We start from the raw sequence: 26,284 nt of genomic DNA on the forward strand, positions 1-26,284 counted from the left end.
AAGGAAGTCAGTATGATCGGTATAGTGATGTTTTTTGTAGCTCTGTTTGCGCTACTGCTTGGTTTTCCTGTTGCCTTTACCTTTGGTGGCATTGCATTAATTTTCGGCGTATGGGCAGAAGGCATTGAGATGTTTGCATTCATGCCATATCGCATTCAATCCATCATGGAGAACACGGTGCTGATGGCAGTACCGCTGTTTGTATTCATGGGGCTGGTATTACAAAAGACCCGATTGGCTGAGCAACTGCTTGAGTCGATGGGACGTTTGTTTGGTGGTATTCGTGGCGGTATCGCTATCTCTACCGTTTTAGTGGGCGCGCTGCTTGCGGCATCGACGGGCGTGGTCGGTGCATCGGTTGTTGCGATGGGCCTAATCTCTTTGCCGGTGATGCTTAAGTACAACTACGACAAAGGATTGGCCTGTGGCACCATTTGTGCGTCCGGCACGCTAGGCCAAATCATCCCGCCTTCAATAGTCTTAATTTTGCTCGGTGATGTATTAGGCGTACCCGTAGGTGACTTATTCCAAGCGGCTGTATGGCCGGGCTTAATGCTGGTGGGGGCTTACGTTGTCTACATTCTGATCTATGCCAAGCTTAACCCGGAGGCCGCTCAACCTATCGAGCGTGATGAATCCATCAGCCGCCAACAAGAAGTGATAACCGCGCTTAAAGCCGTATTGCCACCACTTGCACTGATTATTGTGGTTCTAGGTTCTATCTTTGCGGGTATTGCTACTCCGACCGAATCTGCGGCGTTGGGTGGCGCAGGTGCGATAGTGCTTTCTCTGCTTTACAGACAGTTCAGCTGGTCGATGGTGTATGAGGCGTCTAAAGAGACCGTAAAAGTGACCGCGATGGTGTTTGCAATCTTGCTTGGTGCGACGGCATTCTCAATGGCATTTACCTACACGGGCGGTGACTACCTTGTTGAAGAGTGGATGCTTCAACTTCCGGGTGAGAAGTGGGGCTTCTTGATCATTACCATGTTGGTGATTCTGATCCTCGGTTTTTTCATCGACTTTGTAGAAATCTGTTTCATCATCGTTCCTATTATTGCACCAGTGGCAGAGCTTATGGGGATCAACATGACGTGGTTTGCGATCCTGATTGCCATGAACCTTCAGACGTCATTCCTCACACCACCATTTGGTTTTAGCTTGTTCTATTTGAAGGGCGTGGCTCCTGCGGGTGTAACAACGCGAGATATCTACCGTGGTGTGATGCCATTCATTGCGATTCAAATTGTTGTGCTTGCTTCATTGTTACTCTTTCCGGGCTTCTACGGCATGTCGTAATTCGACTAGTCTAATGTGATGTGCGTAATGTAAGTGGGAGTGGCGAATTTGTGAGCTGAGAGTTTTTACCTTTTGAGACAAGTTGTTAAGCTGGTTATCAATTGTGCTAGGCAGCGTTTCATGGAGGGAAGGGATGCCTCTAAAAGCTAAACTCATCTTGCTGGCGTTGATCCCTGTGTTGTTGGTGTCAGCAAGCATCAGTTGGATTTCCATTTACCAAGCAAAGACGTTAGGTCAGCGTGAAGTGGAAATCTTTCATAAAAGCCTGATCAAGTCTAAAGAAGTCGCATTGAAAGATACCGTTGATCTGGCTTTCGATGCGATTTCCCATATCTACAACGATCCCTCGATAGAAGAGCATGTGGCTAAAGCGCGCGTGAAAGCGATTCTCAATCGGCTTCGCTATGGCTCCGATGGTTACTTCTTTGCTTACGATAAACATGGTACCAACTTAGTTCATCCCATTCTTCCTGATTTAGTTGGGCAAAACCTGCTGCATATTCAAGATGAAAACGGTGACCATCTTATTGAAGCGCTGCTCTATCAAGCCCAATTGGTGGTGGCTTCCATCAATACCTTTGGCAAAAGCCTTCTACTGGAGAAGTTGTCCCCAAATTGAGCTACGCCGCCTGGCTCGATAAATGGGAATGGATGATTGGTACTGGCTTGTATATTGAAGACGTAAGTCACGAGGTCGCCAATATGCGCGCCGCCGTTAACCAGAATATCGAGACGACCTTTTTTACTGTTGTCGTGATTCTTGTTGTGACGGTTGCGGTGATCATCGTTTTAACGTTGGCAATCAATTTACACGAACATCGCTTAGCGGATAAAAACCTCAAGGAGCTTGCCCACAAAACCGTGATGTTCCAAGAAGACGAGAAGAAGCACCTTGCTCGCGAATTGCATGATGGTATTAACCAACTGCTTGTATCGAGCAAATGTCATTTAGATTTGATGGGGCATCGAATCGAGGATGAAAAGCTCAAATCCCACCTTGATAAATCTCAACGCTCGTTGATCACCGCAATTAATGAAGTACGACATATCTCGCACCAGCTACGTCCAAGTGCCTTGGATGACATCGGCCTAGAAGCGGCGCTTTCGACCTTGCTGCAAGACTTTCATTCTCACTCAGGTATGGATATCGATAGCCATTTTGATACGGCACAGCTCAAGCTGAAATCGGAAGTCGCGACCACGTTGTACCGTGTGGCACAGGAGTCTTTGAATAATATCGAGAAACACGCCAAGGCAAAAAAGGTCACGGTAATTTTGCAAAAGATGGGCAATATGCTGCAATTGATCATACGTGACGATGGCATTGGCTTTATGGTCAATCAATCTGTACACCGCCAAGGCATCGGTTTGCGTAACATGCGTGAGCGTGTTGAGTTTATTGGTGGTGAGTTTGAATTGATGAGTGAACCGGGGCTTGGGACAGAAATCACCGTATTGTTAGATTTGGATGGATTAGTTTATGGATAAACCAATTAGTGTGGTGATAGTGGATGATCATCAGGTCGTGCTTGATGGGTTTATGGCGCGTCTAGAGTTGGAGCCTGATATTGATGTTATTGGTACCGCGAGCAATGGCCTTGAGGCGATTGAGGTATCCAAATTGCTCAATCCCGATGTGATTCTTATGGACATCAGTATGCCCATCATGAATGGCATCGAAGCCACGGGTGTGATTAAGGAAGAGCGTCCAGAAAGCAAAATTTTGATGTTAACCATGCATGATAACCGTGAGTACATCATGAAGGTGATGCAAGCTGGCGCTGTGGGCTACATGCTGAAAGAAATCTCAGCCGAGAAGATGGTGCAAGCAATTAAAACCGTTAATCAAGGTTCGACTTACTTTTGTGAATCGGTCACTCAAACCTTGTTTACGCAAGATGTGGTACCTGCGGCACAAAAGCCCAACCCACTGAGCCGTCGTGAAGAAGCAGTATTAAAATTGGTCGCGCAAGGGCATAGCAGTAAAAAGATTGCTACGCTTTTGGATATCAGTTATCGAACGGTAGAGACGCATCGTCATAACATCAAACACAAATTGGATTTGCACTCGACAGCTGAGTTGGCGAAATACGCGTTTGAAACGGGATTAACGGAGTAGGGAAGGGATAACAAAGCGCTCATCGGGGAAAGAGTGATAAGCGCTAAAGAAGAAGCTTATTCTGGCTTGGTGATACTTCCAAGCTCGAGCATTGGCGCAACATCAATGTCTTCGGCATTCATCATAGTCGAGATACGCTGAACAGAAGAGAGCAGTAAGCTCTGTTCCCACTCTTCCAGCTTCTGGAAGCGATTGATGAAGTGCTCTTGCAGCGGTGTCGGTGCTTGTTTTAGTGCCTCTTGGCCTTTCTCAGTCAGTAAAGCATGCACTTTACGTTTGTCTTCTACGCTACGGCGGCGTTCGACAAACTGGTTGCGTTCTAGGCGGTCCAGAATGGTCGTTGCAGTTGCCTGACTCATATTGGTATGGCTAGACAATTGCTTAATCGTGACATTGTCTAATTCACTTATGGCACGCATCAGAATTAGCTGAGGAGCCGTCAAACCAGACTCTTTGCTTAACTTCTTTGAGTGTAAATCAATAGCGCGGATGATCTGACGAATCGAGACCAAGACTTCTTCGTACTTTTCCAATTTCGTAATCCAGTCATTAAGGGATCATATAACGAGGCGACACTAACTCAAAAACGCTGTTATTTAAAGGGCTACGTTAGGGATCGCGACACCAATTTTAAATAATTTGCCTTAGCTCTCCTTATTACTTTTAAGGTCTTTCTGAGAGGAAAAAAGGCACGACTAGAATTATTATAGTAATAAATGTTTGTGGTCTAATTATTGTTGTGGTTGTTTTCGCTTTTTTTGGTGGATTTTTCTGATTGAAAAGTAAGTTATTGGATTTTTTATCAGCAAAAGATAGACAAAAACGCCTTAAATGGTAGGATCTTCCACTTTCATGGAAAATAAAATGTATCGTGTTCAAATGATTTTTAATGCCTTGTTAAAAATATTGAATGCAAAAGAGAGGAACAATGACAAAAGGTATAGATAAGTACAGTATCGACAGTACCGACTATACGGTTGGTCAAGACAACGTGCAAAAATGGGGTTTTGACGTACATAATCCTGTTTTTGGTATTAGTGCGGGCTTCATTGCGCTATTTCTAATTGCTGCACTTGTGCTGGATGCACACACCGCGAAAGCGGCACTGGATGGTCTTAAGTGGAAGATCATCGGTTCTTTCGACTGGCTATTCATCATTTCTGGTAACATCTTCGTTATCTTCTGTTTGGTACTGATCGTATCGCCAATGGGTAAAATTCGCCTTGGTGGTAAAGACGCGGTTGCCGATTACTCATTTGTATCTTGGTTGGCGATGTTGTTCGCGGCAGGTATGGGTATCGGTCTGATGTTCTGGAGTGTGGCTGAGCCAGTGGCTTACTTCACTGGTTGGTATGAAACCCCGCTAGGTGTAGAAGCAAACACGCCAGAAGCGGCTAAGCTTGCACTGGGCGCGACGATGTTCCACTGGGGTCTACACCCATGGGCAATCTACGGTGTCGTAGCACTTTCCCTTGCTTTCTTCACATACAACAAAGGCTTGCCTCTATCGATGCGCTCGATCTTCTACCCATTGCTGGGCGATCGCGCATGGGGTTGGGCTGGTCACATTGTTGATATTCTAGCGGTACTAGCAACGCTATTCGGTCTAGCTACGTCTCTAGGTCTAGGTGCACAACAAGCGGCGAGTGGTATTCACCACGTGTTCGGTGTTGAGCCAGGTCTTGGCCTGCAAATCGTGGTAATCGCAGTGGTAACCCTGCTTGCAGTAGTATCGGTAATCCGTGGTATTGATGGTGGTGTAAAAGTCATCAGTAACATCAACATGGTTATCGCATTCTTGCTACTGATTCTTGTTGGCTTGATTGGGTGGGCGGTAACGCTGGGCTCTATCCCAACAACGCTAATGGCTTACCTAGAAAACTTAGTGCCGCTAAGTAACCCGTTTGGTCGTACTGACGAAGCATGGTTCCAAGGTTGGACTGTATTCTACTGGGCTTGGTGGATTTCATGGTCACCATTCGTAGGTATGTTCATCGCGCGTGTATCACGTGGCCGTACGGTTCGTGAGTTCATCACTGCTGTTCTGATTGTACCAACCGTCGTGACGCTGATCTGGATGTCTACATTTGGCGGTCTAGCAATCGACCAAGTGATGAATAATGTGGGTGAGCTAGGTGCGAACGGTCTTACAGACGTTTCATTAGCCATGTTCCAAATGTTTGATGTTCTGCCATTTGGTAACATGCTGTCTATCATTGCCGTTGTGTTGGTATTGGTATTCTTCATCACTTCATCGGACTCTGGCTCACTGGTTATCGACAGTATTACCGCTGGTGGTAAAGTGGATGCGCCTGTTCTACAACGTGTATTCTGGGCATTCATGGAAGGTGCAATCGCGGTTGCGCTACTTTGGATTGGTGGGTCAGAAGCGGTTCAAGCGCTACAAGCTGGTGCCATTTCGACAGCATTGCCATTCACGCTTGTATTGCTTGCAATGTGCGTCAGCCTATTGATGGGTATGAGAACAGAGCGTCAATAATTGATGTGATTTATAAATGTCGTTAGATATTAACGAGTTAAAAAGCCAGCGAAATGCTGGCTTTTTTTGTGCAGTTTTTCTGACGCTTGCCAAAAAAATGGCGAAGTAAATTCTTTATTTTACAACACTTTATAGTCTCAATTTTGTGAATGATCTTCGTGATTACTTTGTAAAATGCGTGTAAGATTCAGCCACCTAAACTGTTCTCCCAACCCTTTATAATAATTATGAAATTATCATTAAAACAAAAGCTAATTGGCGCAAGCCTGTCTGCTGTTGTTGTGATGGCAACAGCACTCACTTGGCTGTCGGCTGATCAACTTTTTGATCAGACGCGTTCAGGTGTCTATTCACGAGCGCAAAGTCTTAGCAACGCCGCTTCAGAAGGTATTTCTGATTGGGTATCGATTCGCAAAGACATTGCTAAGGCTTTCAACGACTACTCAACAGAGCAAGACGTTGTGCCTTTCCTACAACAAGCACGCAAAGCGGGGGGCTTTGACGATATCTTCCTAGGCACACCAGAAGGTGGCATGTACCGTTCTCATCCAGAGCGTAACCGTGCAGATTACGACCCACGCACTCGCCCTTGGTATAAAGACGCCAATGCTGCGGGCAAGCAAATCATCACTGAAGCGTATCAAGACGCGATCACAAATGCATTGCTAGTGACTATCGCAGAACCTGTGATGAAAAACGGTAAGTTCATTGGTGTGGTTGGTGCGGACGTACTGATCGATCAGCTAATTAACGACGTTATCAATCTAGATGCGGGTGAAAACGCGCATGCAATGCTGATCGACATGAACGATGGCACTTTCCTTGCGCATCCAAACAAAAGCTTAACGCTTAAGCCCATCACTGACCTTACTCAAGAGTTTTCGAAGGGTTCTATTGAGCGTGCTGCAAATTCTGGAACCATTGAAACAGCAACGATCAAAGGTCAAGAGAAGCTTTTTTACTTTAGCAAAGTGCCGGGCACAAACTGGATGTTCGCTATCGAGATGGATCGCGCAACGGAAGAAGCAAGCCACGCGCAACTTCTACGTGAGATGGTTATTACCGCGGTATTGATCACTATTGTGGTGATTGTTGCAGTATCTTGGTTGGTAGGCTTCTTGTTCCGCGACCTTGGCCGAGTATCACAAGCACTGGAAGAAATTGCTTCAGGTGAGGGTGACTTGACGCAACGTCTGGAACCTCGCAGTGATGATGAAGTGGGCAAACTTGCCGGTAACTTCAACCGCTTTGTAGGCAACATGCACACCATGGTGACCAAACTGAGTCATGTCTCTTCAGCCTTGTCAGAACAAGCGCGTACCACGGCACAACAAGCTGAAGAGCGTAGTCAGCGTATCTCTTACCAGCAAGATGAAATCAACATGGTTGCGACTGCCGTTAACGAGATGGCTGCAGCGACGCAAGAGATTGCAGGTAACGCAGATAACACTGCATCAAGCTCTGAAGAAGCAGTACAAGCATGTGTGCATGGCTCTGGCCAAGTAACGCAAACTCAAGGTTCTATCCAAAACCTAGCGCAAGAAGTGCAAGTTGCGACCAATGTTATCCAAGAACTGGAAGCACACGGTAACGCGATCAACACCATTCTTTCGACCATCCAAGGCATTGCAGAGCAAACTAACCTGTTGGCACTGAACGCGGCGATTGAGGCGGCACGTGCAGGTGAACAAGGTCGTGGTTTTGCTGTCGTGGCGGATGAGGTTCGTGTATTGAGCCAACGTACTCACGCATCAACGCAAGAGATCCAAGAGACAATCGAAATGCTGCAAGGCACAACGGCGAAAGCGGTGGGTATCATGGATGACAGTCGTCGTCTTGCTGACACCAGTGTCGATGATGCAAACTCGGCAGCGGTAAGCTTGACTCAAATCCACTCTGCGGTTGAGCGTATTAGCGACATGGCAACGCAAATTGCGTCTGCGGCAGAAGAGCAAGCGTCTGTAACGACAGAAATCACTCGCAACACCGAAGGCATTCGTGACGTGTCTAACGAGCTTTCTGTTGAAGCACACCAAGCAGCAGAGCAAGCGGCGCATCTGTCTGAGCTTTCTCATGAGCTAGAGCAAGAGATCAAACGCTTTAAACTGTAATTGGTTTTTAAGTATGAAAAAGGAGCCGCTTGGCTCCTTTTTATTTATTGGTAGAAAATGCTCTCGCTTCTCTCTTCTCTCTTCTCTCTTCGCTATAACCACAAACTGCTGATCGGCTGATCTGCTTGGTAGTGGTGTGCGATTTGCGCTTGCAGCAACTCGGCGGTAGCAATCGCATCGGTTAACGCGTGATGCGGCGTGTAATCTGGCAGTCCATAACGTCGACGAGATTGAGCCAAACGCAACGATTTCGGCTTATTGCCTTTGAGTTTATTCCACAAGCCGCCAGAGGTTCTCTGTTGGATGTCTTCTTCAATCTGCAGTGTATCTAACACCGGAAACTCAATACCCTCACCAATACGAGTACGAAGAGCCTGATCAAGAAACTCTCGTTCTATACGGCGGTAATGCACCACGACAATCTTACCCGCTAAGCTCTCCAATAATGGGCCAAGGATCTCACCCAAATCGGGCGCATCAATCAGTTCACTATGGGTAATGCCGTGAATGATGACGGAGTCTTCATCGAGCTTTTCTTGAGGGCGAACCTTCCAGTGTTTCGCTTGACGCAAGAAAATACGATTGAGATTAAACGGCACCAAACCAATGGTAATAATGCCGTTTTTTTGCGGGTTTAAACCTGTCGTTTCGAAATCTAATGCGACAAATTCCACCTGAGAGAGCGGAGTCTCCGGAGCAGGTAATTCCTTACCGTAAAAGGCGACCAAGCGCTCGTCTGTAGCACGTTCCAACTTTTGCTGGAACTTCATCGTCCACTGGATGCTAGGCTTTTGAAACAACTTTTTGATCATTCCACGCCTCACTTAAATTTGTTGCTGGCCTGATAACGGAACTTCAAGAAGTTCTGACCATTGCTGAGGATTTGGAACGCATCTTTTAGGTTTCGGCGTTCGAAATCTGACAGGTTTTCAGGCTCAATGTTGTTATCCGGCTCAGTACCTAACTCAACATCCGTAGCTTGGTGGCGGATACGTACCATAGAGATGAACTCCATCGCATCCTTCAAGTCTTGCGCACGGCCTTTTGGCAAAATACCGGCGTCGATGATGTCATCAAGGCGTTCAAATGAGTTTTGAGCGCGGGAGCCGACTGCAAGCGAGTGAACGCGAATCAAGTCCACCAAAGGTGCTGTGCCTCGGCGTTTTAGGTTGATCGAGTTCTTATGCTGGCCATCTTTCTCCATCACGAAGTCTTTAAAGAAGCCGAGCGGTGGAGTTCGGTTCAACGCGTTGCGTGCTAAACATGCCAAGAATCGGTTGTTCTTACGAGCGCGACGCACGATGAAGCTGGTTAACTGTTCTGCCCATTTCAAACGTCCATAGACACCGTCTAAATCGAAGAAGATAGAGGCGTTGAGTAGCGCTTTCGGGTTTGGATCATCAATCCAATCGGCGAAGCACTCCTCCCACTGTGAACGTGTCATCCGCCACATTGGATTGGTTGCCATAATGTCGCCTGTACAGTACTTATAGCCACATACGTTCAAGCCATCGCTGACGTATTGTGCGAGTGCTTCAAAGTACTTGCCATGCTTTTCTTCTTTATAGGTGTCATCAAGAATGATGGCGTTATCTTGGTCGGTAACCAGAAGTTGTTCGTCACGGCCCATGGAGCCGAGAGCAAGAAAGCAGTAGGGAATAGGTGGTGGGCCTAATTCTTCTTCTGCCATTTCGAGTAGACGTTGTTTGAAACTTCGGCCAATCACCGACATGGCACTGCCGACCATGTGCGAGTTGGCGTCTTCGTTGACCAAACGCACGAAGCTGCTTTTCACTTCTTCTGCAACAATGGCTAAGTCTTCGATGGTTTGTTGTTGGAAGATACTACTCACCAGTAACAAGGAGTTCTGCGACTCGTAACGAACGATATCTGTCGCTTCTATGATGCCAATCGGCATTTGCTCTTTCACTACCGGCAAGTGGTGCACATTGTAACGAAGCATGGTTAGCATGGCTTCATACACGTATGCGTTGTGGTCCAGTGAGATAACTTCGGTCGTCATCACTGTCGATACTTCATCGAGCGGTGATAGACCTTCTGCCAAGACGCGAGTACACAAATCACGGTCCGTGATAATACCAACGACTGGCGATTGCGGATCTTCTTCATCCAGCACAAAATCTGGGTCTACAATCAACAGCGAAGAAACGTTGTCTTGCGCCATCAATTGTGCCGCTTCTTGGATTGTCTGGCCGCGCTCAATGGTAGGTGCTTCGCGGGTAAGGAGCGTTTTGACTTTAGAAGTGGTTAAGTCATTTGCATCGTTGTTTTCAGATACCGTTTGGCGAAGACGTGCGCTGTTTTCTACTTCGACAAAATCAGCGAATGAGTCGAAGTTATCGTAAAGCTCTTGGAAGATATCTTGCGGAATACAGTAAAGTAAGGAGTCTTCAATCGCTTTTACAGGGAAGCGAACTTTGTTGTTGGTAAGAAGACCCATTTGACCAAAAAGGTCGCCCTCGTCGAGTCGGTTATACAGCTCACCTTTACGTCGGTAGACTTCAACCACGCCGCTGCGAACCATGTATAGGTCATTGATCTGGTCGCCGAAGTGAATGATAGGAGTGTCTTGACGGTAGTAAGAGATTTCGATGTTCTCTGTCACTTTGGTGAGCGTTTCTTCCGGAAGCTCGTTGAATGGGGGATACTTGGCGAGAAAGTTATATATCTCGAGAAGTTCTGCTTCCATTAAGGTGCCTTTTGGTTTGCAAGTGATAGGGTAATCTTAACTTAGTTTTAAAACAGAATCTTATCGGATCACTGTTTTTCGTGCGCAATGATAAGATTCAGACAAGTCGCACGGCAATTCGTTATTATTTCGGCTACGCTGTCATCAAGATGCCGAATTAAATCAATACAATGGGCGTATAAAGAAGAGTTTTGGATGACACTCATGGAAGGAAGTAGAATGGTAAGACTATTATTAGCTGCACCTCTTGTAGCATTACCAATAATGAGCGTTGCCTCAGAGTCAGAACAAGTCGATAAATTTGGCTACGAGCACATCAATCTAGACATCGGTGCTGGTACCACAAATGAAGAATGGCTAGATAATTCCAACGCGACGACGTTGGGCTTGGGTGGTAACTATATGTTCACCGACAACTGGCTGTTTAATGTCGATTACTCCGCGCAGTTTTTCCACCCAGACGATTTCACTTTGCGTATAGACCGTTTGATGTTTGGTGGTGGCTATCGCTACGGTATTAATGAACAGTTTGATGTGTATGGTATCTATGGACTTGGTGCGATTAAAGCCAAAGCGACCGACGACAATACCGACCGAACGCTTTCATCGGATAGCGAGTTTATTCAAGGTGTGACGATTGGTGCTAATTACTTATTCAGTGAAAAGCTGATGGCAACGGCAGAAGTTCACTTAAATCGCAGTGATATTGTGGATGAGAACAACTACAAGATCGCGTTTAACTACCAATGGCACCATGTGATTGGTACTGGGCTTTACTACCAGTTCCGCGACACTGATTATCAAAGCCGAGAATCGGATCACATCAACGAAGTGGGCATCAGCTTTAAGTTCGTTTATTGAGTCGTGTGAATCCTCGTTGTTTGAATCAGAACCGTTCGAATTCAAACAGATGTACGAAAAAGGTCAGCAATTGCTGACCTTTTTTATTCCGGCTTGTTTGAGCAAGAAGGGCGATTATAGAACCGCCGCAATGCCTTTACATAGAGGACCCATGTTTGACTTCGTCATGCCCGCTACACTGATGCGGCCAGAGCCAACAATGTAGATAGCAAACTCTTCTTTCAGACGGTTTACTTGTTCTTTAGACAGACCAGAGAACGAGAACATGCCGTTTTGACGCTCGATGAAGCTAAAGTCTGCGTCGACACCTTCTGCTTTCAGAGTTGCTACAAACAGTTCACGCATCTCTTGGATACGGTCACGCATTTCTGCTACTTCTGCTTCCCATTCTGCACGCAGTGCTGCGTCACCAAGAATATGAGTTACAACCGCACTGCCGTGAGCTGGTGGGTTAGAGTAAATAGAACGGATGATTGCTTTGACTTGTGAAAATGCTGTTGTTGCCACTTCTTCTGATTCTGCAACTAAAGTGAATGCACCAACACGCTCGTTGTAAAGGCCAAAGTTCTTAGAGAAAGAGCTCGCTACTAGGATCTCTTTGTTGTACTTAGCGAAAGTACGTAGACCTGCTGCATCTTCTTCTACACCTTTCGCGAAACCTTGGTATGCAAAGTCGAATAGAGGAAGTAGTTTTTTATCAGCAACCAGCTTAGCCAGTGTTTCCCACTCTTCTGCAGTTGGGTCGATACCTGTTGGGTTGTGGCAGCAGCCGTGCAGTAGAACCACGTCGCCTTCGGAAGCAGACTGAAGATCAGTCAGCATTGCGTCGAAGTCTTTGTCTTTGGTTTCTGCGTTGTAGTAGCTGTATTGTGCTGTCTCAATACCTGCGGCAGTGAATACGCCATTGTGGTTAGCCCAAGTTGGGTTACTGATCCACACTTTAACGTTACCAAGTTGGCGCTTAATAAATTCACCTGCGACGCGTAATGCACCAGTACCACCTGGAGCTTGTGCTGTTTTAGCGCGTTTGTCTGCGACGATTTCAGCATCAGCACCGAAAAGCAGTTTTTGCACGGCAAGGCCGTATTCTGCAGTACCTTCGATGGTCAGGTAAGATTTGGTTTTTTCAGTTTCAATCAGTGCGGCTTCGGCTTTTTTTTACAGTCGCAAGAACAGGGGTTTCACCTTGTTCGTTCTTGTAAATACCAACGCCTAGGTTGATTTTTTCAGCGCGAGTATCTTTTTTAAACTCTTCAGTTAGTCCAAGAATAGGGTCAGCCGGAGCGGCAACTACTTTTTCAAACATAATCTTCATCCATGTTAATCGAAGGGGTCTGCAGACATTTATACCTTTCAGCAATATTCGTTACAACAGTTAGTGAACAGAAAACTTAAAATAATTTTGATTTGAAACAGAAATCTAACATAACGAAGGCTTTTGATATAAAAACCCCTCTTAACAAGCGTTTTAAGAGGGGGATAATTGGCTAAGCGGCGATGTTTTGTTCATCTTGATATTGATGAGCGATACGTTGGAATTCTGCTTCGACCGCAAGAAATGCAGCAACAATTTGTGGTTCGAAATGCTTGTCTTTGCCTTCCAGAATGATGGCTTTCGCCTTGTCATGACTGAACGCTGGCTTGTAAACACGTTTAGAAATCAGTGCGTCATATACATCCGCTAACGCCATTAGTCTGCCGGAGAGCGGAATTGTTTCAACAGAAAGTTGGTTTGGATAGCCACTTCCATCCCACTTTTCATGGTGTGTTAGCGCAATCTCTTTTGCAACTCGTAAAAAGGAACTACTTCCTAGCGGTTTTTCTGCAATTGACAGCGCTTCGGCACCAATTTCAGCATGACCCTTCATGATCTCAAACTCTTCGTTGGTCAGCTTTCCTGGTTTGAGTGACACGTTGTCAGGTACACCGACATTGCCTACATCATGCAATGGGACAGATTGGTAGAGTAATTCAATGTGATTTTGTTATGTATTAGGCGGAATTTACAAAAAAGCCCCGACAGTGCGGGGCTTGGGGTCAATCATAGTAGATGAAGCTCGTACTGAGCTTACTTCTTCAGGTTCATCTCTGACTCAACGGCGTTGGTTTCGATATCTGGGTTAGAAGACAGTTTACCCGTCGCCCAATCATTCACATGCTTTAAGATTGCTTTTAGTGCGTGTTTTTCAGTCGGTGCTTCAGAAGATTCTACTTCTAGTTTTTGCTTAGGGTGTGAACCCGTTGCATCTTCAGCAACGTGCAGCCAATCTGGGTGCCAGTAATAAGGTTGGCCTGATGGTGTGCTCCATGCGTGAACACCATTAGTTTCGCCTTTGTATTGGATATCGTTTTCGTTGTACTTAGTCATTATTATCGTCTCTCATAGTCATGAGTTGAGGTGTGCGTCACCATTACTCTATAAATGTAACAGATGTTATCGGAATTAATGTGATTGCTATCTATTTATCTTGTTGATAAATAATCCATTCCGTTGCACAGCTCTCATTCAGATAGATTTATTGGCACTTCGCTACAATAACCATCTGATAAATAGGTATTAAACGTGCCTTATTGTTCATTTAGGTGCTTGATAATCGCCGCTTTCGCGTGCTCTTCTGTGGCCGTTTCCCCATCAGGTACTTCAAGTTCCGCTTTTGGGTGAACGCCTAATGCGTCTTCAGCAATATGAAGCCAATCAGGATGCCAGTAATAAGGGTTATTGCCCTCTGGGTGATCCCAGCTGTGAACCCCTTGGTGTACACCTCGGTAGGAGAGGTCATCCATCGTAAACATTTTCATCATTTTCTCCCGCAAGAAATTTCATGCCTTTGAAAGTATGGAACATAAATTCTCATTTCGTAACGGCAATTGATATCACTAAGATTGATTAATTACGTTTCGAGTTTGATAACTGTGACGTCGGTATATCGGTGTGAAGTATGCTAAGGTGCGCTCGGTAGGAACGTAACGAGGGATGCATGAACCGATACCGCCAATTGGCTGAGCTGTTTAAAACTCAGATCCAGCAAAATACATGGAGAGCAGGAGAAAAACTGCCATCTGTTCGTGTAACGAGTCGCAGCCATTCAGTCAGTACTGGGACAGTATTGCAAGCTTATCAATTGCTAGAAGCTCAAGGTTGGGTGACGGCAAAACCGCAATCGGGGTACTTTGTTACCGCTGATCTCGAACGATTGGAAATTTCAACGTCAGAAAGTCATCCGCTGCGAGTGTCGGTTAATGATGAGTTGTATGATTTTCTTAAACATCAAGCGTCACCAGAGGCGACAAAACTTGGCTCAGCATTTCCTGATCCGACTTTGTTTCCGTTAGACGTATTAAACCGAAACCTTGCCAGCTCTGGGCGGAAAATGGGGCCAGATACCTTGCTCGATAATCTTCCTCCGGGTAGCGAGTCACTCCGCCGCTTGATTGCTCAGCGCTATATTCAGCAGGGCATGAACTTAACTCATGATGACATTGTGATCACCTCGGGAGCGTTAGAAGCGCTCAACCTTAGCCTGCAAGCTGTTACTCAACCCGGCGATATTGTAGTCGTTGAGTCACCGACTTTTTATGGTGCGCTACAAGCTATTGAACGACTCGGTTTGAAGGCGATAGAAGTTCGCGTGGATGCTAAACAGGGCCATTCATTAACTCAATTAGAAAGTCTGTTTGAGCAGCACGATGTGAAAGCATGTTGGCTCATGACCAACTTCCACAATCCGACAGGCACATCGCTTAGTGATGAGGAAAAACATCGTGTTGTCGATCTTGCTAATCAGCACGATGTGTATCTAATCGAAGATGACGTTTATGCTGAGCTGTACTTTGGTGAGAAGAAGCCAACGTCACTTAAAAGCTTTGATACTCACGAGCGAGTGCTCCACTGTGGTTCATTATCAAAAAGCCTTTGTCCAGGTTATCGTTTAGGTTGGGTAATCAACAAACGCTTCAATGAGCCGATTCAAAAGTTGCAATTGATGTCGACTTTGTCAGGCAGCGCTCCTATTCAACAAGGCGTGGCGCATTACCTTCAAAATGATAGTTACGACAACCATCTAAGAAAGCTGCGTAAAACGCTCCAGCAGCGCCAACAACGATTTATTGCTCTTCTTGAACAGCATCTTCCCGCGCAAGTTGATTTCTATGTACCGCAAGGTGGGTATTTTCTGTGGTTGACACTGCCAAAAGGCACCAGTAGCAAAGCGCTCTATCACGCATTGCTTGCTGAACAGGTGACCATTGCTCATGGCAAGCTGTTCTCCTTGGATGCACATTTTGAAAACTGTCTGCGGCTTAATACCTCTTTAGCGATGGATGAGCACGTTGAACAAGCCATTCGCAAATTGAGTGATTTACTTCGCTAATGGAACTGTTTGATCTTTTTTCGGCCTAACTGTATCAGAAACATTCAGAAAGGCTGTGTTTCACTCTTCCACAGAGTCATCGATAAGGAGGAGTGACAATGAAAAAGCAGTTGATAAAACACGAATTGAGGCTCATCGCCGTTGCCATTTTTAGCGCATTTTTACTCGTGTTTGCGCATCTTATTTTGGCGAAGTCTTTCTCTCATATGGCGTGGACAGAATACACCGCCGCCGTTATCCCTTTTATTATGTTTGGTTTGTGCGTATTGGGTGTTAAGTACGCCGCTCATGCAGATAAAGATGAGGGTAACGACTCATAAAAGACATAACTACAACTAGGAATAAAGTGAATGAAGAATTCAATCTTGCTTGCACTATCTATGTTCACGTTCGGTTGCGCTGCTAATCAGGACGTTGAACCTAAATCGGTCACTCTGATTTATGATCAATCTAAATTGACGGCAGAGATCCAAGCCGATAATCATTTTGAGGCTCATGTAGACAATGAGAAAGAGCGCATCGATTTATCGGGGACGGTGAAAAAGCTTCATCCCGACTACCAGCTAGATGTCTCGGTGATTAAAGCAAGCAAGGTTAAACACGCAACAAATCAGATCAACACGTCGTTGGTCATTAAGCAGAGAGACCTTGAAAAACCGGTTCTGATTGGCGGAGTCTATGATCATACGGTAGTGACTGATGAGAATGACAATGTGGAAGTAACAGAGTCTGCAAGTATTATGAGCGTAAAGTTGAGCCAATAGCGCAAAGTACACGAAAAAGCATTACGCGCAGTATTTGCCTTAATCAATACAAAATAAAAGACCTCCATAAGGGAGGTCTTTTTTGATTCGATATCACGAAGACTTGGTTAAAAGTACTAAAGCGTGATTAGAAGTTCGCAGAGCGAGGTGTACGTGGGAATGGGATCACGTCACGAACGTTGCCCATACCTGTTACGTAAGAAACTAGACGCTCGAAGCCTAGACCGAAGCCTGCGTGTGGCACTGTGCCGTAACGACGTAGGTCGCGGTACCAGTTCATGTGCTCTGGATCGATGCCGATTTCACGCATACGCTCATCTAGAATGTCTAGACGCTCTTCACGTTGAGAACCACCGATGATTTCGCCGATGCCAGGAGCAAGAACGTCCATCGCAGCTACCGTTTTACCATCGTCATTTAGACGCATGTAGAATGCTTTGATGTCTTTCGGGTAGTTCTTAACGATTACAGGCGCTTTGAAGTGTTCTTCAGCAAGGAAACGCTCGTGCTCAGAAGACATGTCGATACCCCATTCAACAGGGAATTCGAACTCACGACCAGAATCAAGAAGGATTTGGATTGCGTCAGTGTAGTCTACTTGAGCGAAGTCAGAAGAAACGAATTTCTCAAGACGAGTGATTGCTTCTTTGTCGATACGTTGAGCGAAGAACTCTAGGTCATCACGACACTCTTCTAGTGCTGCTTTAAACACGTACTTAAGCATGTCTTCAGATAGTTTCGCAATGTCGTTTAGATCTGCGAATGCTACTTCAGGCTCAACCATCCAGAATTCTGCTAGGTGGCGGCTAGTGTTTGAGTTTTCAGCACGGAAAGTAGGGCCGAATGTGTAAACTTTGCTTAGTGCACAAGCGTAAGCTTCACCGTTAAGCTGACCAGATACCGTTAGGAACGTTTCTTTACCGAAGAAATCTTCGTTGTAGTCTACTTTGCCTTCTTCTGTGCGAGGTAGGTTTTCCATGTCTAGCGTAGAAACGCGGAACATTTCACCAGCACCTTCAGCATCTGACGCAGTGATCAGTGGCGCAGATACCCAGAAGTAACCTTGCTCGTGGTAGAAGCGGTGGATCGCTTGAGATAGACAGTTACGTACACGTGCTACTGCACCGATTACGTTTGTGCGCGGACGTAGGTGCGCTACTTCACGTAGGTACTCGATAGAGTGACGAGTTTTTGCCATTGGGTAAGTGTCAGCATCTTCAACCCAGCCAACTACTTTTACGTTAGTTGCTGCTAGCTCGAAGTCTTGACCTTTCGCTGGAGACTCAACAATCTTACCAGTTACTTCAACAGAACAGCCTGTAGTTAGCTTAAGAACTTCGTCGTCGTAATTATTAAGATTATTAGGGACCACGGCCTGAATCGGGTCGAAACAAGAGCCGTCATAAATGGCAAGGAAAGAGATTCCAGCTTTGGAATCACGACGTGAACGGATCCAGCCACGAACAGTTACTTCACTGTCTACTGCTAGCTGACCTTTCAAAACGTCTGATACAGGCGCGTAAGTCATGTTTTCAATATTCTCCATTGAGGTAAAAATTCAACTCAACACTTAAAAGTGCCTGTCTCTAAACAAAATTGTGCAAAAAACAAGCGAAGTGTTGAGCTGGATAGAATTTTTTAGATTCAACGAAACATATTACCTGTCAAATCGTCAGCTTCAACCTTTATATTCATTTTGAAGGAGAGATTTTTCTTATTTCCGAGTCCTTTGTTCCTCTGACAGGGTAAATTGGTTAAGTAATGACTCCAAACGCTCAGAAAGATGCTCTAAATCAACACTGATTTCGCGAGTATGGGACGCCGATTGCGAGGTGTCATCCGCGTGTAAGGTAATCGTATCGACTTTGCTTTGGATATGTTTGCTCACACTTGACGTGGTTTGAGTTTGTTGTTGGATGTTTTCGGCGTGTTTTAATACCTGATGCATTTCATCCACCACATTGCGCATGGTCTCTGACAAGTTTTCTACATCGACAGAGCGCTGGTGGGCAAACTGACACACGTTGTCGACGGAGGTAAGTGATTCTTCACTGCCTTGCTGGAACTGAGAAATAATGTTCTCAATATTGCTGGTGGCTTCTGCTGTGCGAGAGGCAAGATTTCGCACTTCATCGGCAACAACAGCAAAACCACGACCTTGATCACCGGCGCGAGCTGCCTCTATTGCTGCGTTTAGCGCAAGTAGGTTCGTCTGTTCGGCTATGCCTTTGATAACGCTAAGTATCGAGGACACTTCTTCCGTTTGCTGATTCAAGGTTGCTATCTTCTCACGGACCTTGTCGATATCTGTTACTAAGCTCTTGATGTCTTCGCTTACATGATGCGCTTGGCCTGCGCTGGTGGTGGCGACATCAACGGTATGATTAACCAAGGTAGTGGCATCGATAGTCGCTTGCTCTACGACATCTTGTTGCTCCAGCATGCCGCTAATATTAGTTTGCACCTCATTGGTTTCGACCTGCTGATTGTCTGCCGCTTCATCGGTAGATTGGGCAACATCAGTGAGCCTCCCTGCAGAACCAGCCAGAGAATGGGAGGTATCTCGCACACGCTCTAAGCTCTCTGATACGGTATCCATAAAGGAATTAATGGAATCAGAAAGTTGGCCCACTTCATCACGCTGTTTGCATTCAAGTCGTTTGGATAAGTCTTTACTTGCACTGACGTTAGACATAAAACGCGATGTATTTTGAATCGGGCGAACGATGATTTTGCGAATTAACCCCATCGTAATGAGGAAGCCAACAAACGCAATCACGGACATGATCCCCATAGCGAACATCGCTTGCTTGTTAATTAGGGAGTTCACATGGTTCATGTTGTACTCAAGTCGAATCGCACCTAGCACTTCACCTTCAGGAGCAATATGGCAGGCAACGCAATTGGTGCCGCGATAGTTTTCACTCGATTTCATTGGTAGTGCTACGACCAAACCTTTACCCCAGTCAGCACTGATAGGCTCAATCACTAACTCGCCATTGAGCGCACGTTGGTCAATATCATCCACTGGCTTTTGATTGGCATCGCCAGGCCCATAAAATTTGGAAACCGCCTCGGCGCGCAAGACGCGTACTTGCTCGATGCCTTCTTGGGCTAAGGCTTTTTGTCGCAATGTTTCTTTTTGCGCCATGGTGCCTGTCAGCATCATCATGTTGAGGCTGTCGAAGTAGTTGCTGGCTTTATCATGCAGTTGTTCACTCAGTACGTTATTGATCAACGTTTTTTTGTTGATAGTACTGATAGCCCGTCGACACCGCGAGTACGCACGTGAACACCGCGATAAGAGCAAGTAGGAGTTTGAAGGTAATGGTTGAGCGCATATTTTTATAAGTGTTATTGGAACGAACGCCACAATATTAAGGGGTTAGCGATGCATCAGCGATAAGTTGCCTGAATGAATGTGACCCCAAACAGAGTGGGGTTATGTAAATGTGATGTAAGTGGCGTGTAATCAATAGTTTGGCGTTGTGCCAAAAAGGCGACGATCAGAGAAATTTAGTGAGAGTTCGCATTTGTTTTTATCGTTAACCGTCCGTTAACCATGCATTGGATATTCTTAGCGCCGTACTCTCCGAGTCTTACATCTCAGGGTGAGGGAGAGTGCTTTACTAGCCAATCACCCTGTTTCATTTTCCTAAACCATTTTCTGGAACCTCCGGATTTGGCAATCTTCGTTACCCTCGAGGATTGCCCTTTTTTTCATTCACTTTTAATCTCGTTATGGTTAAACGTTTTCCCTCTCTTTACTCTATTGATAAAGGTTGTCATTAAAGGGTGAATTCCTTAGTATTGCGTGTCTTTTTAAAGCCTGAGAATCAAGATGAAAACAGAATTGTACAAAGAGTTTATGTTCGAAGCGGCACACCACTTGCCACACGTACCAGAAGGTCACAAGTGTGGACGCTTACACGGGCACTCTTTCCTTGTTCGTCTTTATGTAGAAGGTGAAGTAGACCCACATACGGGTTGGGTTGTTGATTTCGCAGAGATCAAAGCGGCATTCAAACCAATCTACAACCGTTTAGACCACTACTACTTGAATGATATTGAAGGTCTAGAAAACCCGACTAGTGAAGTATTAGCAAAATGGATTTGGCAACAACTTAAGCCAAGTCTTCCTCTATTGAGCAAAGTAGAGATCAAAGAAACTTGTACAGCGGGTTGTATCTACAAGGGCGAGTAAGTTCCCTTAGCATTCCTATTAGAAAGGCAAGCCAGACGGCTTGCCTTTTCTTTATCTGTTTATCCAGAACCAGTCTCTGTTTAGCAAGACCAAATGGTTTAATAAAAGTAAATAGTTTAACCAGACCAAATGGTTTTAATGAGACTCAATGCCGACAGTGTAAAGAGCGCTAGTAACCTATGCCATTACGAAGCGCAAACTGCACCAAATCTGCATGGCTGTCGAGTTCTAACATATCTAACAATCGATATTTGTGCGACTCGATGGTTCGGGGGCTGAGGTTCAACTCGGTCGCAATCTCTTTTGCCGATAAGCCTTTTGCCAATAACCCCAACACATCGCATTGACGATGACTTAAACGCAGCATGCGATGGTTTTCGTTATCCGTCTTCATATCTGGCCGATGCAAACTGCGGTGAAGCTTTGAGTGTTGCCAAAAGGAGAGCCACATATGGGAGATGAACGTAACCTGTTCAATCTGGTTTTGTGTTAAGCCGCATCCCTTGCTCCCGAATAAAGTGAAGGATAGGCCTCCCCAGCGTTGTCCAAACTGAACCAGTGGGATGGTGTAATGGCAGCAAGCCCCTTGTGCGGAAAGCATGCGTAAGACGACAACGTCACTACTGGCGAGTTTGTCTTTATCGAAGATTTGAATCTCTTCAGAATTACCAATCAGGCGTAGGTAACGCTCGCCGTCTTCCACACCCACTTGGTCAGCGGTCAGTACTTTGTGCGGGGCTCGCGCAACGGAAAGGGTTTTACCTTGATTGAAGAAAAGCATGGAGTTTGGGAACATTGTCATGCGGTCGATCTCAAACCAATTCATAGCTTCAAGCATGAATTGTTCAAGTTGGCTTTGGCATTCATCTGCATGAGAGGATGTCAGGCTCTTCGCTTGACGAATCATGAGTGCTTCAAAACTGGTTTCGGTCGTTTTACCTATATCGCTGCCCATAAAATCTGGCTCATCTTATCATTTTTTATAAATGCAGTATTTTTACTCTACATCCTGTTCATATCATTCTGCAAAATGGCGCCTGCATTATTTCGAGGTTTGTGGAATAACATACACTATATCCATTTAATCTCAAGGAGAGAGTTCAAGCACGTATGCGCAAAGGGCTCCACTGCGTGGATATCAGTTTTTTTATTATAGTTTAGGTGAATGGTGAGTAAGCCTCAGTCTATTGGGCATTATTCGGAGAGGTTTGAATGAAAATGATGAAACTGCGTTACCGCGCAGGCTCATACAGTATGTGGGTTGAAGTTGTCGTTTCGACTTTTGTGGCTAACGAACTAGCGAAAGAGTATTTAAGCTACGGTTGGCAAGCAGAAGTGATGGCAGTGTGACCGGGTTAATGAGTTAATTAGTGAATAGGCAGGCTTACAAAGAACCTGCCTATTTTCGTTTAAGGGGTAAATCAGCCTAATGCATGGCGCAAGATCAGCGCTTTTCCACTCTCTTCATAAATGCTTTTAAGGGTGTTCTCAAAACCCGCCGATTCAAATAGCTTGATGCCGACTCTATTTTGGCTTGCGACAGTTGCGCAAATCGAGCTGCTTTCTGCATCAATTGCGTAGCCATACATCATCAACTTTTTCAGCGTTGCAGTACCCACGCCTTGTTGCTGAAAACGCTTGTCGATCATGATGTAGCTTAATCCAAGCTCATGCCGTTTTGCGAACGGCGCATGCTGAGAAAAACCTTTATCAATAACAAGGTAGCCTACCGTTAAGTAATCGTGGAATATGGTGTAAAACACTTCCGACTTGGTGCGTTTTTGGTAAGCCTGTTCAAATGGTTTAAAAAATCCTTTTTGGTCTTCTTGCACGTCCAGTTGCATCAAGCTGGCAAAATCTTTCAACTTGGTAGGTTTAATGGCGATCATGACCTAAATCGATTCAGGGCGGTAAAACAATACCGCCATTATAGTTGTGGGCATTAAGAGTACGCAATCTGGTTATGTAAAGATTATTGTCAATAAATAGAGGAGGCTAGCGGCAGAGAGGGTAATAGAAGCCCTGATGAATATGTGCCCCCAATGTCGTCAATAAATGTGCGCATTCTGCGGTTTCAACGCCTTCCACAATCACTGTGCAATGATAAGTATGCCCCATGGCGATAAGTTGGCGCAGCGTCTCAACCTTTTTGTCATCTTGCTTTAGGTTCATCACAAACAAACGGTCAATCTTGAGGTAGTTGGGTGTGATATGGCTAATAAGCTCAACGTTGTTATTGCCGGTACCAAAGTCATCGATGCTGATCTTACATCCAATCTCTTTGAGCTTATTGATGTTGTCAAAGATCTCTCGGGTGTAATACATCGAGGCGTTTTCGGTGATCTCAATGGTCAATAGCGAACAGTCGAGTTGGCTAAGCTGTCGATATAGACGAGCGAAGTTACGGCCCTCAAGTAGGGAAGGGCAGACATTGATGCTCAATGGCGCAAGTAAGGATTTTGAATCTGCGTAGATGGTTTTGATGACCAGTAGAGTGTGGTTCAGCAATAAGCCACTGGCTATCAGGCTCTCAATAAAGCGCTGGGTATTTTTAACCTTAAAGCGAGACAGTACCTCGTAGTGGATGTTTTGTCGGTTTGAAGTATTGTGAATCGGTTCAAGTTTGAGGTTGAACTGGCGGATGGCCCACATATAAGCCATGAGGGCTCGCAGCTCTTTATGCCTCACCATAAGCATTAATATAAAGCTCAAAATCAAGATACTTGAAATGGGGCCAGAGACATAATAGACCTCTTTGTAACCATTGTCGTTGACGTTGTAGAGAAACGAATCGCCTTTCGTATCGCCTATCTCTAGCGCGGTACCAGTGTTAGTACACACTTTCATCCCAGACAAAAACATCTGCGACATATGGCTTTCAATATTGTTTGATAGGTTGATGTTTTTGACACGAACCAACACCTCAGCACCGTTAAATGAAAATGAGTGAGTGGTGTAACTCTCATTGTTTAACCAGTTTTTACTATCCTTCTGATTAACCGGAACCACGGCCTCAGGGGTGACCAAGCAGCGGATATTGTGCTTATCGGTCATTAACGCCGATTCAACCAACTGTATATTGTCGAACAAGCCTCGCAATTGTGCCTCGTGCTGAAAACAGCTGCGTTGAGCTAAATCTTGCGCAAAGTTCATCGCATCATCGAAATAATTCTGCCTTACGATGGTGCTTATCGTGTAAAAGCAAATTGCGATGTACAGCGCGATAGCAATCAGGAGAAAGAACAACACATTGAGATATAAGACTCGGCTTCGCAAACAGATACCTGTCGCCATTCTTAAGCTATGTATCGCTTGCTGGTGAATTCTTGCTTGCTGAAGAAGTCCGTCTTTTTGGGCATGTTGGCTATCGTAAGGCACAAAATATCCCTTTCGGTGTATGTTTTCGATAAGAGACTTTTGGGTCTCGATATGGTTCTTTGTCAGTTGCCTGAACTTTTTTCTGATCGATGCAACAGCGTTTTTAAACCCATTTTCCGGCAACATCAGATGATGTTGCGCTGACAACTTCTTTTCGATTTTCCTCTGGCTTATAGGTGCATTTAAGCTTCCAAAAGCGGCAATGGTACTAAGGATTAAATATTCGATTCTGTTGACGGGAATAGAAGAGTGAATGGAGTTATTGAGCTGTAGTGAAAGTTCTTTTTCGGTCAGGCAAACGCAGATTTGGTTTCCAAGTTCAAACCTAATCATGTGTTAGAGCGCTCCAGGATTAATTTTTGAATACGTTATCAATATTGCGATGGCAGGTATGTGACCTTCTACGGGCATATCCTAAACTTCTGGATATAGTGACTATTTTAGATTTTTTTTATAAAGCTCAATCTAGAGGGAAATTTTCCTAGAACATTTCCTAGAGCAATGTAGAGATGAAAAAAAAGCCCGAGCATCAGCTCGGGCTTTAGAATCAGAGAGAGGAAAGGGGATTAGCAGATAACTTTAACTGCTAGGCCGCCCTGAGATGTCTCACGGTATTTCGCGTTCATGTCTTTACCAGTCTCTAGCATGGTCTCGATAACCTTATCTAGAGAAACAGTAGGAGCAGAAGAACGACGTAGAGCCATACGAGTTGAGTTGATCGCTTTTACTGCTGCGATACCGTTACGCTCAATACATGGAACCTGCACCTGACCTGCAACTGGGTCACACGTTAGACCTAGGTTGTGCTCCATTGCGATTTCAGCCGCCATACACACTTGCTCTGGGCTACCACCCATCAGCTCAGCAAGGCCCGCTGCCGCCATAGAACACGCTACGCCAACTTCACCCTGACAGCCAACCTCTGCACCAGAGATAGACGCGTTGCGCTTGTAAAGACCACCGATTGCGCCAGAAGCCGCGAAGTAACGGATGTAATCTTTTTCAGTCACAGTTTGGATGAACTTATCGTAGTAAGCCAGTACCGCAGGGATGATGCCACACGCACCGTTTGTTGGTGCTGTCACAACGCGACCACCTGCTGCGTTCTCTTCGTTTACTGCGAAAGCAAACATGTTTACCCAGTCAACAACCGACATTGGATCGTTTGTTGTCTTTTCAGAAGTAAGCAGTTGCTGACGAAGTGCTGCTGCACGACGAGGCACGCGCAGTGGACCAGGCAGAATACCTTCTTCGTTCATACCGCGATCCATACACTCACGCATTGTGCGCCAGATGTTTGCGAAGTATGTACGAGTCTCTTCATCAGAGTGAAGAGAGTGTTCGTTTTTCATCACTAGTGCGCTAATAGAAAGACCGCTTTCTTTACACTGGTGAACAAGCTCTTCTGCTGTTGTGTATTCGTAAGGAACCTTGATTGGGTTCTCTACTTCTTTACCGAAGTTCTCTTCATCAACGATGAAGCCGCCGCCGATAGAGTAGTAAGTCTTTGAGTACACTTTTTCGTCTTCGATCCAAGCGTGGATCTGCATGCCGTTTTCGTGAAGCTCAAGGTTAGTAGTATGGAAGTTCATACCGCCATCTTTCGGGAACGATACTGTGTGACAGTGCATGCCAACAGGTAGGCGCTCAGTTTCTTCTACGCGAGCGATAAAGCCCGGAATAGAGTCGATATCTACTTTCTCAGGGGAGTTGCCTGCAAGACCCATGATGATGGCGATATCCGTGTGGTGACCTTTCCCTGTCAGTGATAGTGAACCATAAACGTCAACGGTGATCTTAGTGATGTCGCGCAATTTTCCCATTGAGCGTAAATCATCAATAAATTCTTTACCCGCTTTCATTGGACCTACAGTGTGTGAGCTTGAAGGACCAACGCCGATCTTATAGATGTCAAAAACACTAATCATATCGATTACCTCAGAACAAAGCCTCCCAAGGGGAGTTGGG

20 protein-coding genes and 4 pseudogenes are annotated in these 26,284 nt (G+C 45.4%); 11 read left to right on the top strand and 13 right to left on the bottom strand.

All coding sequences use genetic code 11. From position 1 onward, the window contains the following. Positions 1–12: 12 nt before the first annotated feature. The 3 genes and pseudogenes from KHO06_RS07190 to KHO06_RS07200 all read left to right on the top strand — a co-directional run bounded on the left by KHO06_RS07190 (position 13) and on the right by KHO06_RS07200 (position 3,418). Positions 13–1,299, top strand: coding sequence for a TRAP transporter large permease subunit (locus KHO06_RS07190; protein ID WP_005429710.1), 1,287 nt, complete (start codon positions 13–15; stop codon positions 1,297–1,299). A 133-nt stretch (positions 1,300–1,432) separates the two neighbouring features. After that, positions 1,433–2,787, top strand: a pseudogene (locus KHO06_RS07195) (cache domain-containing protein). Next, positions 2,780–3,418: a response regulator transcription factor gene (locus KHO06_RS07200; RefSeq protein WP_038889999.1), complete on the top strand. Its 639-nt coding sequence runs from the start codon at positions 2,780–2,782 to the stop codon at positions 3,416–3,418. Before KHO06_RS07195 ends, KHO06_RS07200 begins: the two are co-directional and overlap by 8 nt. A gap of 56 nt (positions 3,419–3,474) precedes the next feature. Here the strand turns inward: KHO06_RS07200 and cosR are convergent, their stop codons facing one another. Next, entirely contained in the window at positions 3,475–3,951 is a 477-nt protein-coding gene (cosR, locus tag KHO06_RS07205; protein WP_005429716.1) for a MarR family transcriptional regulator CosR, read from the bottom strand. A gap of 395 nt (positions 3,952–4,346) precedes the next feature. Here cosR and KHO06_RS07210 point away from each other — a divergent pair, with 395 nt between their 5' ends. Both KHO06_RS07210 and KHO06_RS07215 read left to right on the top strand, forming a co-directional pair. Beyond that, on the top strand, positions 4,347–5,918 hold the full coding sequence (locus KHO06_RS07210; RefSeq protein WP_005429718.1) for a BCCT family transporter: 1,572 nt from the start codon (positions 4,347–4,349) through the stop codon (positions 5,916–5,918). A 227-nt stretch (positions 5,919–6,145) separates the two neighbouring features. Then, entirely contained in the window at positions 6,146–8,029 is a 1,884-nt protein-coding gene (locus KHO06_RS07215) for a methyl-accepting chemotaxis protein (protein ID WP_212582321.1), read from the top strand. Positions 8,030–8,121: 92 nt separating this feature from the next. Here the strand turns inward: KHO06_RS07215 and KHO06_RS07220 are convergent, their stop codons facing one another. Next, on the bottom strand, positions 8,122–8,841 hold the full coding sequence (locus tag KHO06_RS07220; protein WP_212582322.1) for a 3'-5' exonuclease: 720 nt from the start codon (positions 8,839–8,841) through the stop codon (positions 8,122–8,124). 8 nt (positions 8,842–8,849) lie between these two features. Continuing rightward, positions 8,850–10,739: a DUF294 nucleotidyltransferase-like domain-containing protein gene (locus tag KHO06_RS07225; protein WP_005429722.1), complete on the bottom strand. Its 1,890-nt coding sequence runs from the start codon at positions 10,737–10,739 to the stop codon at positions 8,850–8,852. Between the two features lie 219 nt (positions 10,740–10,958). On the opposite strand from KHO06_RS07225, the gene KHO06_RS07230 reads away from it, so the two are divergent. After that, entirely contained in the window at positions 10,959–11,600 is a 642-nt protein-coding gene (locus tag KHO06_RS07230) for an outer membrane beta-barrel protein (RefSeq protein WP_005429724.1), read from the top strand. Positions 11,601–11,714: 114 nt separating this feature from the next. Here the strand turns inward: KHO06_RS07230 and KHO06_RS07235 are convergent. The 4 genes and pseudogenes from KHO06_RS07235 to KHO06_RS07250 form a co-directional block, all read right to left on the bottom strand. Continuing rightward, positions 11,715–12,906, bottom strand: a pseudogene (locus KHO06_RS07235) (amino acid aminotransferase). 181 nt (positions 12,907–13,087) lie between these two features. Then, positions 13,088–13,582, bottom strand: a pseudogene (locus KHO06_RS07240) (HD domain-containing phosphohydrolase); the annotation flags it as partial. 86 nt (positions 13,583–13,668) lie between these two features. Then, positions 13,669–13,968 (bottom strand): hypothetical protein, encoded by a 300-nt coding sequence (locus tag KHO06_RS07245; RefSeq protein ID WP_005429731.1) that lies wholly within the window; start codon positions 13,966–13,968, stop codon positions 13,669–13,671. Between the two features lie 200 nt (positions 13,969–14,168). After that, positions 14,169–14,399: a hypothetical protein gene (locus tag KHO06_RS07250; protein ID WP_005429733.1), complete on the bottom strand. Its 231-nt coding sequence runs from the start codon at positions 14,397–14,399 to the stop codon at positions 14,169–14,171. A gap of 179 nt (positions 14,400–14,578) precedes the next feature. Here KHO06_RS07250 and KHO06_RS07255 point away from each other — a divergent pair, with 179 nt between their 5' ends. The 3 genes from KHO06_RS07255 to KHO06_RS07265 all read left to right on the top strand — a co-directional run bounded on the left by KHO06_RS07255 (position 14,579) and on the right by KHO06_RS07265 (position 16,734). Beyond that, positions 14,579–15,970: a PLP-dependent aminotransferase family protein gene (locus tag KHO06_RS07255; protein ID WP_212582323.1), complete on the top strand. Its 1,392-nt coding sequence runs from the start codon at positions 14,579–14,581 to the stop codon at positions 15,968–15,970. Positions 15,971–16,068: 98 nt separating this feature from the next. Beyond that, a complete protein-coding gene (locus tag KHO06_RS07260; protein ID WP_045378801.1) occupies positions 16,069–16,290 on the top strand; it encodes a hypothetical protein in 222 nt (73 codons plus the stop codon). Between the two features lie 30 nt (positions 16,291–16,320). Then, positions 16,321–16,734, top strand: coding sequence for a hypothetical protein (locus tag KHO06_RS07265; protein WP_167424672.1), 414 nt, complete (start codon positions 16,321–16,323; stop codon positions 16,732–16,734). A gap of 127 nt (positions 16,735–16,861) precedes the next feature. On the opposite strand, the gene asnS is transcribed toward KHO06_RS07265, so the two are convergent. Together asnS and KHO06_RS07275 are read right to left on the bottom strand one after the other, a co-directional pair. Continuing rightward, complete coding sequence (gene asnS / locus KHO06_RS07270; RefSeq protein WP_005530375.1) at positions 16,862–18,262, bottom strand: asparagine--tRNA ligase; 1,401 nt, start codon at positions 18,260–18,262, stop codon at positions 16,862–16,864. Positions 18,263–18,448: 186 nt separating this feature from the next. After that, positions 18,449–20,075, bottom strand: a pseudogene (locus KHO06_RS07275) (methyl-accepting chemotaxis protein). Positions 20,076–20,575: 500 nt separating this feature from the next. On the opposite strand from KHO06_RS07275, the gene queD reads away from it, so the two are divergent. Next, positions 20,576–20,938 (top strand): 6-carboxytetrahydropterin synthase QueD, encoded by a 363-nt coding sequence (queD, locus tag KHO06_RS07280; protein WP_005376896.1) that lies wholly within the window; start codon positions 20,576–20,578, stop codon positions 20,936–20,938. A gap of 169 nt (positions 20,939–21,107) precedes the next feature. Here the strand turns inward: queD and KHO06_RS07285 are convergent, their stop codons facing one another. Next, positions 21,108–21,893, bottom strand: coding sequence for a LuxR C-terminal-related transcriptional regulator (locus KHO06_RS07285; protein WP_045403023.1), 786 nt, complete (start codon positions 21,891–21,893; stop codon positions 21,108–21,110). A gap of 257 nt (positions 21,894–22,150) precedes the next feature. On the opposite strand from KHO06_RS07285, the gene KHO06_RS07290 reads away from it, so the two are divergent. After that, a complete protein-coding gene (locus KHO06_RS07290) occupies positions 22,151–22,288 on the top strand; it encodes a hypothetical protein (protein WP_005534756.1) in 138 nt (45 codons plus the stop codon). Positions 22,289–22,359: 71 nt separating this feature from the next. Here KHO06_RS07290 and KHO06_RS07295 read toward each other — a convergent pair whose 3' ends face one another. From KHO06_RS07295 to KHO06_RS07305, 3 genes are all read right to left on the bottom strand, one after another. Continuing rightward, positions 22,360–22,827 (bottom strand): GNAT family N-acetyltransferase, encoded by a 468-nt coding sequence (locus KHO06_RS07295; protein ID WP_045369146.1) that lies wholly within the window; start codon positions 22,825–22,827, stop codon positions 22,360–22,362. A gap of 106 nt (positions 22,828–22,933) precedes the next feature. Beyond that, positions 22,934–24,649: an EAL domain-containing protein gene (locus KHO06_RS07300; RefSeq protein WP_212582324.1), complete on the bottom strand. Its 1,716-nt coding sequence runs from the start codon at positions 24,647–24,649 to the stop codon at positions 22,934–22,936. Positions 24,650–24,882: 233 nt separating this feature from the next. Next, positions 24,883–26,244, bottom strand: a complete 1,362-nt coding sequence (locus tag KHO06_RS07305; protein WP_038890015.1) for an L-serine ammonia-lyase — start codon at positions 26,242–26,244, stop codon at positions 24,883–24,885. Positions 26,245–26,284 lie beyond the last annotated feature (40 nt).

Source organism: Vibrio sp. B1FIG11 (assembly GCF_905175335.1).
In the GTDB taxonomy this organism is placed as follows: Bacteria; Pseudomonadota; Gammaproteobacteria; order Enterobacterales; family Vibrionaceae; genus Vibrio; species Vibrio campbellii.

Excerpts from the sequence above, each read along its gene's own strand:
- KHO06_RS07250 (WP_005429733.1), bottom strand. The coding sequence starts at position 14,399 with ATGAAAATGTTTACGATGGATGACCTCTCCTACCGAGGTGTACACCAA.
- KHO06_RS07225 (WP_005429722.1), bottom strand. The coding sequence starts at position 10,739 with ATGGAAGCAGAACTTCTCGAGATATATAACTTTCTCGCCAAGTATCCC.
- KHO06_RS07290 (WP_005534756.1), top strand. The coding sequence starts at position 22,151 with ATGAAAATGATGAAACTGCGTTACCGCGCAGGCTCATACAGTATGTGG.
- KHO06_RS07285 (WP_045403023.1), bottom strand. The coding sequence starts at position 21,893 with ATGGGCAGCGATATAGGTAAAACGACCGAAACCAGTTTTGAAGCACTC.
- KHO06_RS07300 (WP_212582324.1), bottom strand. The coding sequence starts at position 24,649 with ATGATTAGGTTTGAACTTGGAAACCAAATCTGCGTTTGCCTGACCGAA.
- queD (WP_005376896.1), top strand. The coding sequence starts at position 20,576 with ATGAAAACAGAATTGTACAAAGAGTTTATGTTCGAAGCGGCACACCAC.
- KHO06_RS07255 (WP_212582323.1), top strand. The coding sequence starts at position 14,579 with ATGAACCGATACCGCCAATTGGCTGAGCTGTTTAAAACTCAGATCCAG.
- KHO06_RS07200 (WP_038889999.1), top strand. The coding sequence starts at position 2,780 with ATGGATAAACCAATTAGTGTGGTGATAGTGGATGATCATCAGGTCGTG.
- KHO06_RS07210 (WP_005429718.1), top strand. The coding sequence starts at position 4,347 with ATGACAAAAGGTATAGATAAGTACAGTATCGACAGTACCGACTATACG.
- KHO06_RS07265 (WP_167424672.1), top strand. The coding sequence starts at position 16,321 with ATGAAGAATTCAATCTTGCTTGCACTATCTATGTTCACGTTCGGTTGC.
- KHO06_RS07305 (WP_038890015.1), bottom strand. The coding sequence starts at position 26,244 with ATGATTAGTGTTTTTGACATCTATAAGATCGGCGTTGGTCCTTCAAGC.
- KHO06_RS07230 (WP_005429724.1), top strand. The coding sequence starts at position 10,959 with ATGGTAAGACTATTATTAGCTGCACCTCTTGTAGCATTACCAATAATG.
- asnS (WP_005530375.1), bottom strand. The coding sequence starts at position 18,262 with ATGACTTACGCGCCTGTATCAGACGTTTTGAAAGGTCAGCTAGCAGTA.
- KHO06_RS07295 (WP_045369146.1), bottom strand. The coding sequence starts at position 22,827 with ATGATCGCCATTAAACCTACCAAGTTGAAAGATTTTGCCAGCTTGATG.
- KHO06_RS07215 (WP_212582321.1), top strand. The coding sequence starts at position 6,146 with ATGAAATTATCATTAAAACAAAAGCTAATTGGCGCAAGCCTGTCTGCT.
- KHO06_RS07190 (WP_005429710.1), top strand. The coding sequence starts at position 13 with ATGATCGGTATAGTGATGTTTTTTGTAGCTCTGTTTGCGCTACTGCTT.
- KHO06_RS07245 (WP_005429731.1), bottom strand. The coding sequence starts at position 13,968 with ATGACTAAGTACAACGAAAACGATATCCAATACAAAGGCGAAACTAAT.
- KHO06_RS07220 (WP_212582322.1), bottom strand. The coding sequence starts at position 8,841 with ATGATCAAAAAGTTGTTTCAAAAGCCTAGCATCCAGTGGACGATGAAG.
- KHO06_RS07260 (WP_045378801.1), top strand. The coding sequence starts at position 16,069 with ATGAAAAAGCAGTTGATAAAACACGAATTGAGGCTCATCGCCGTTGCC.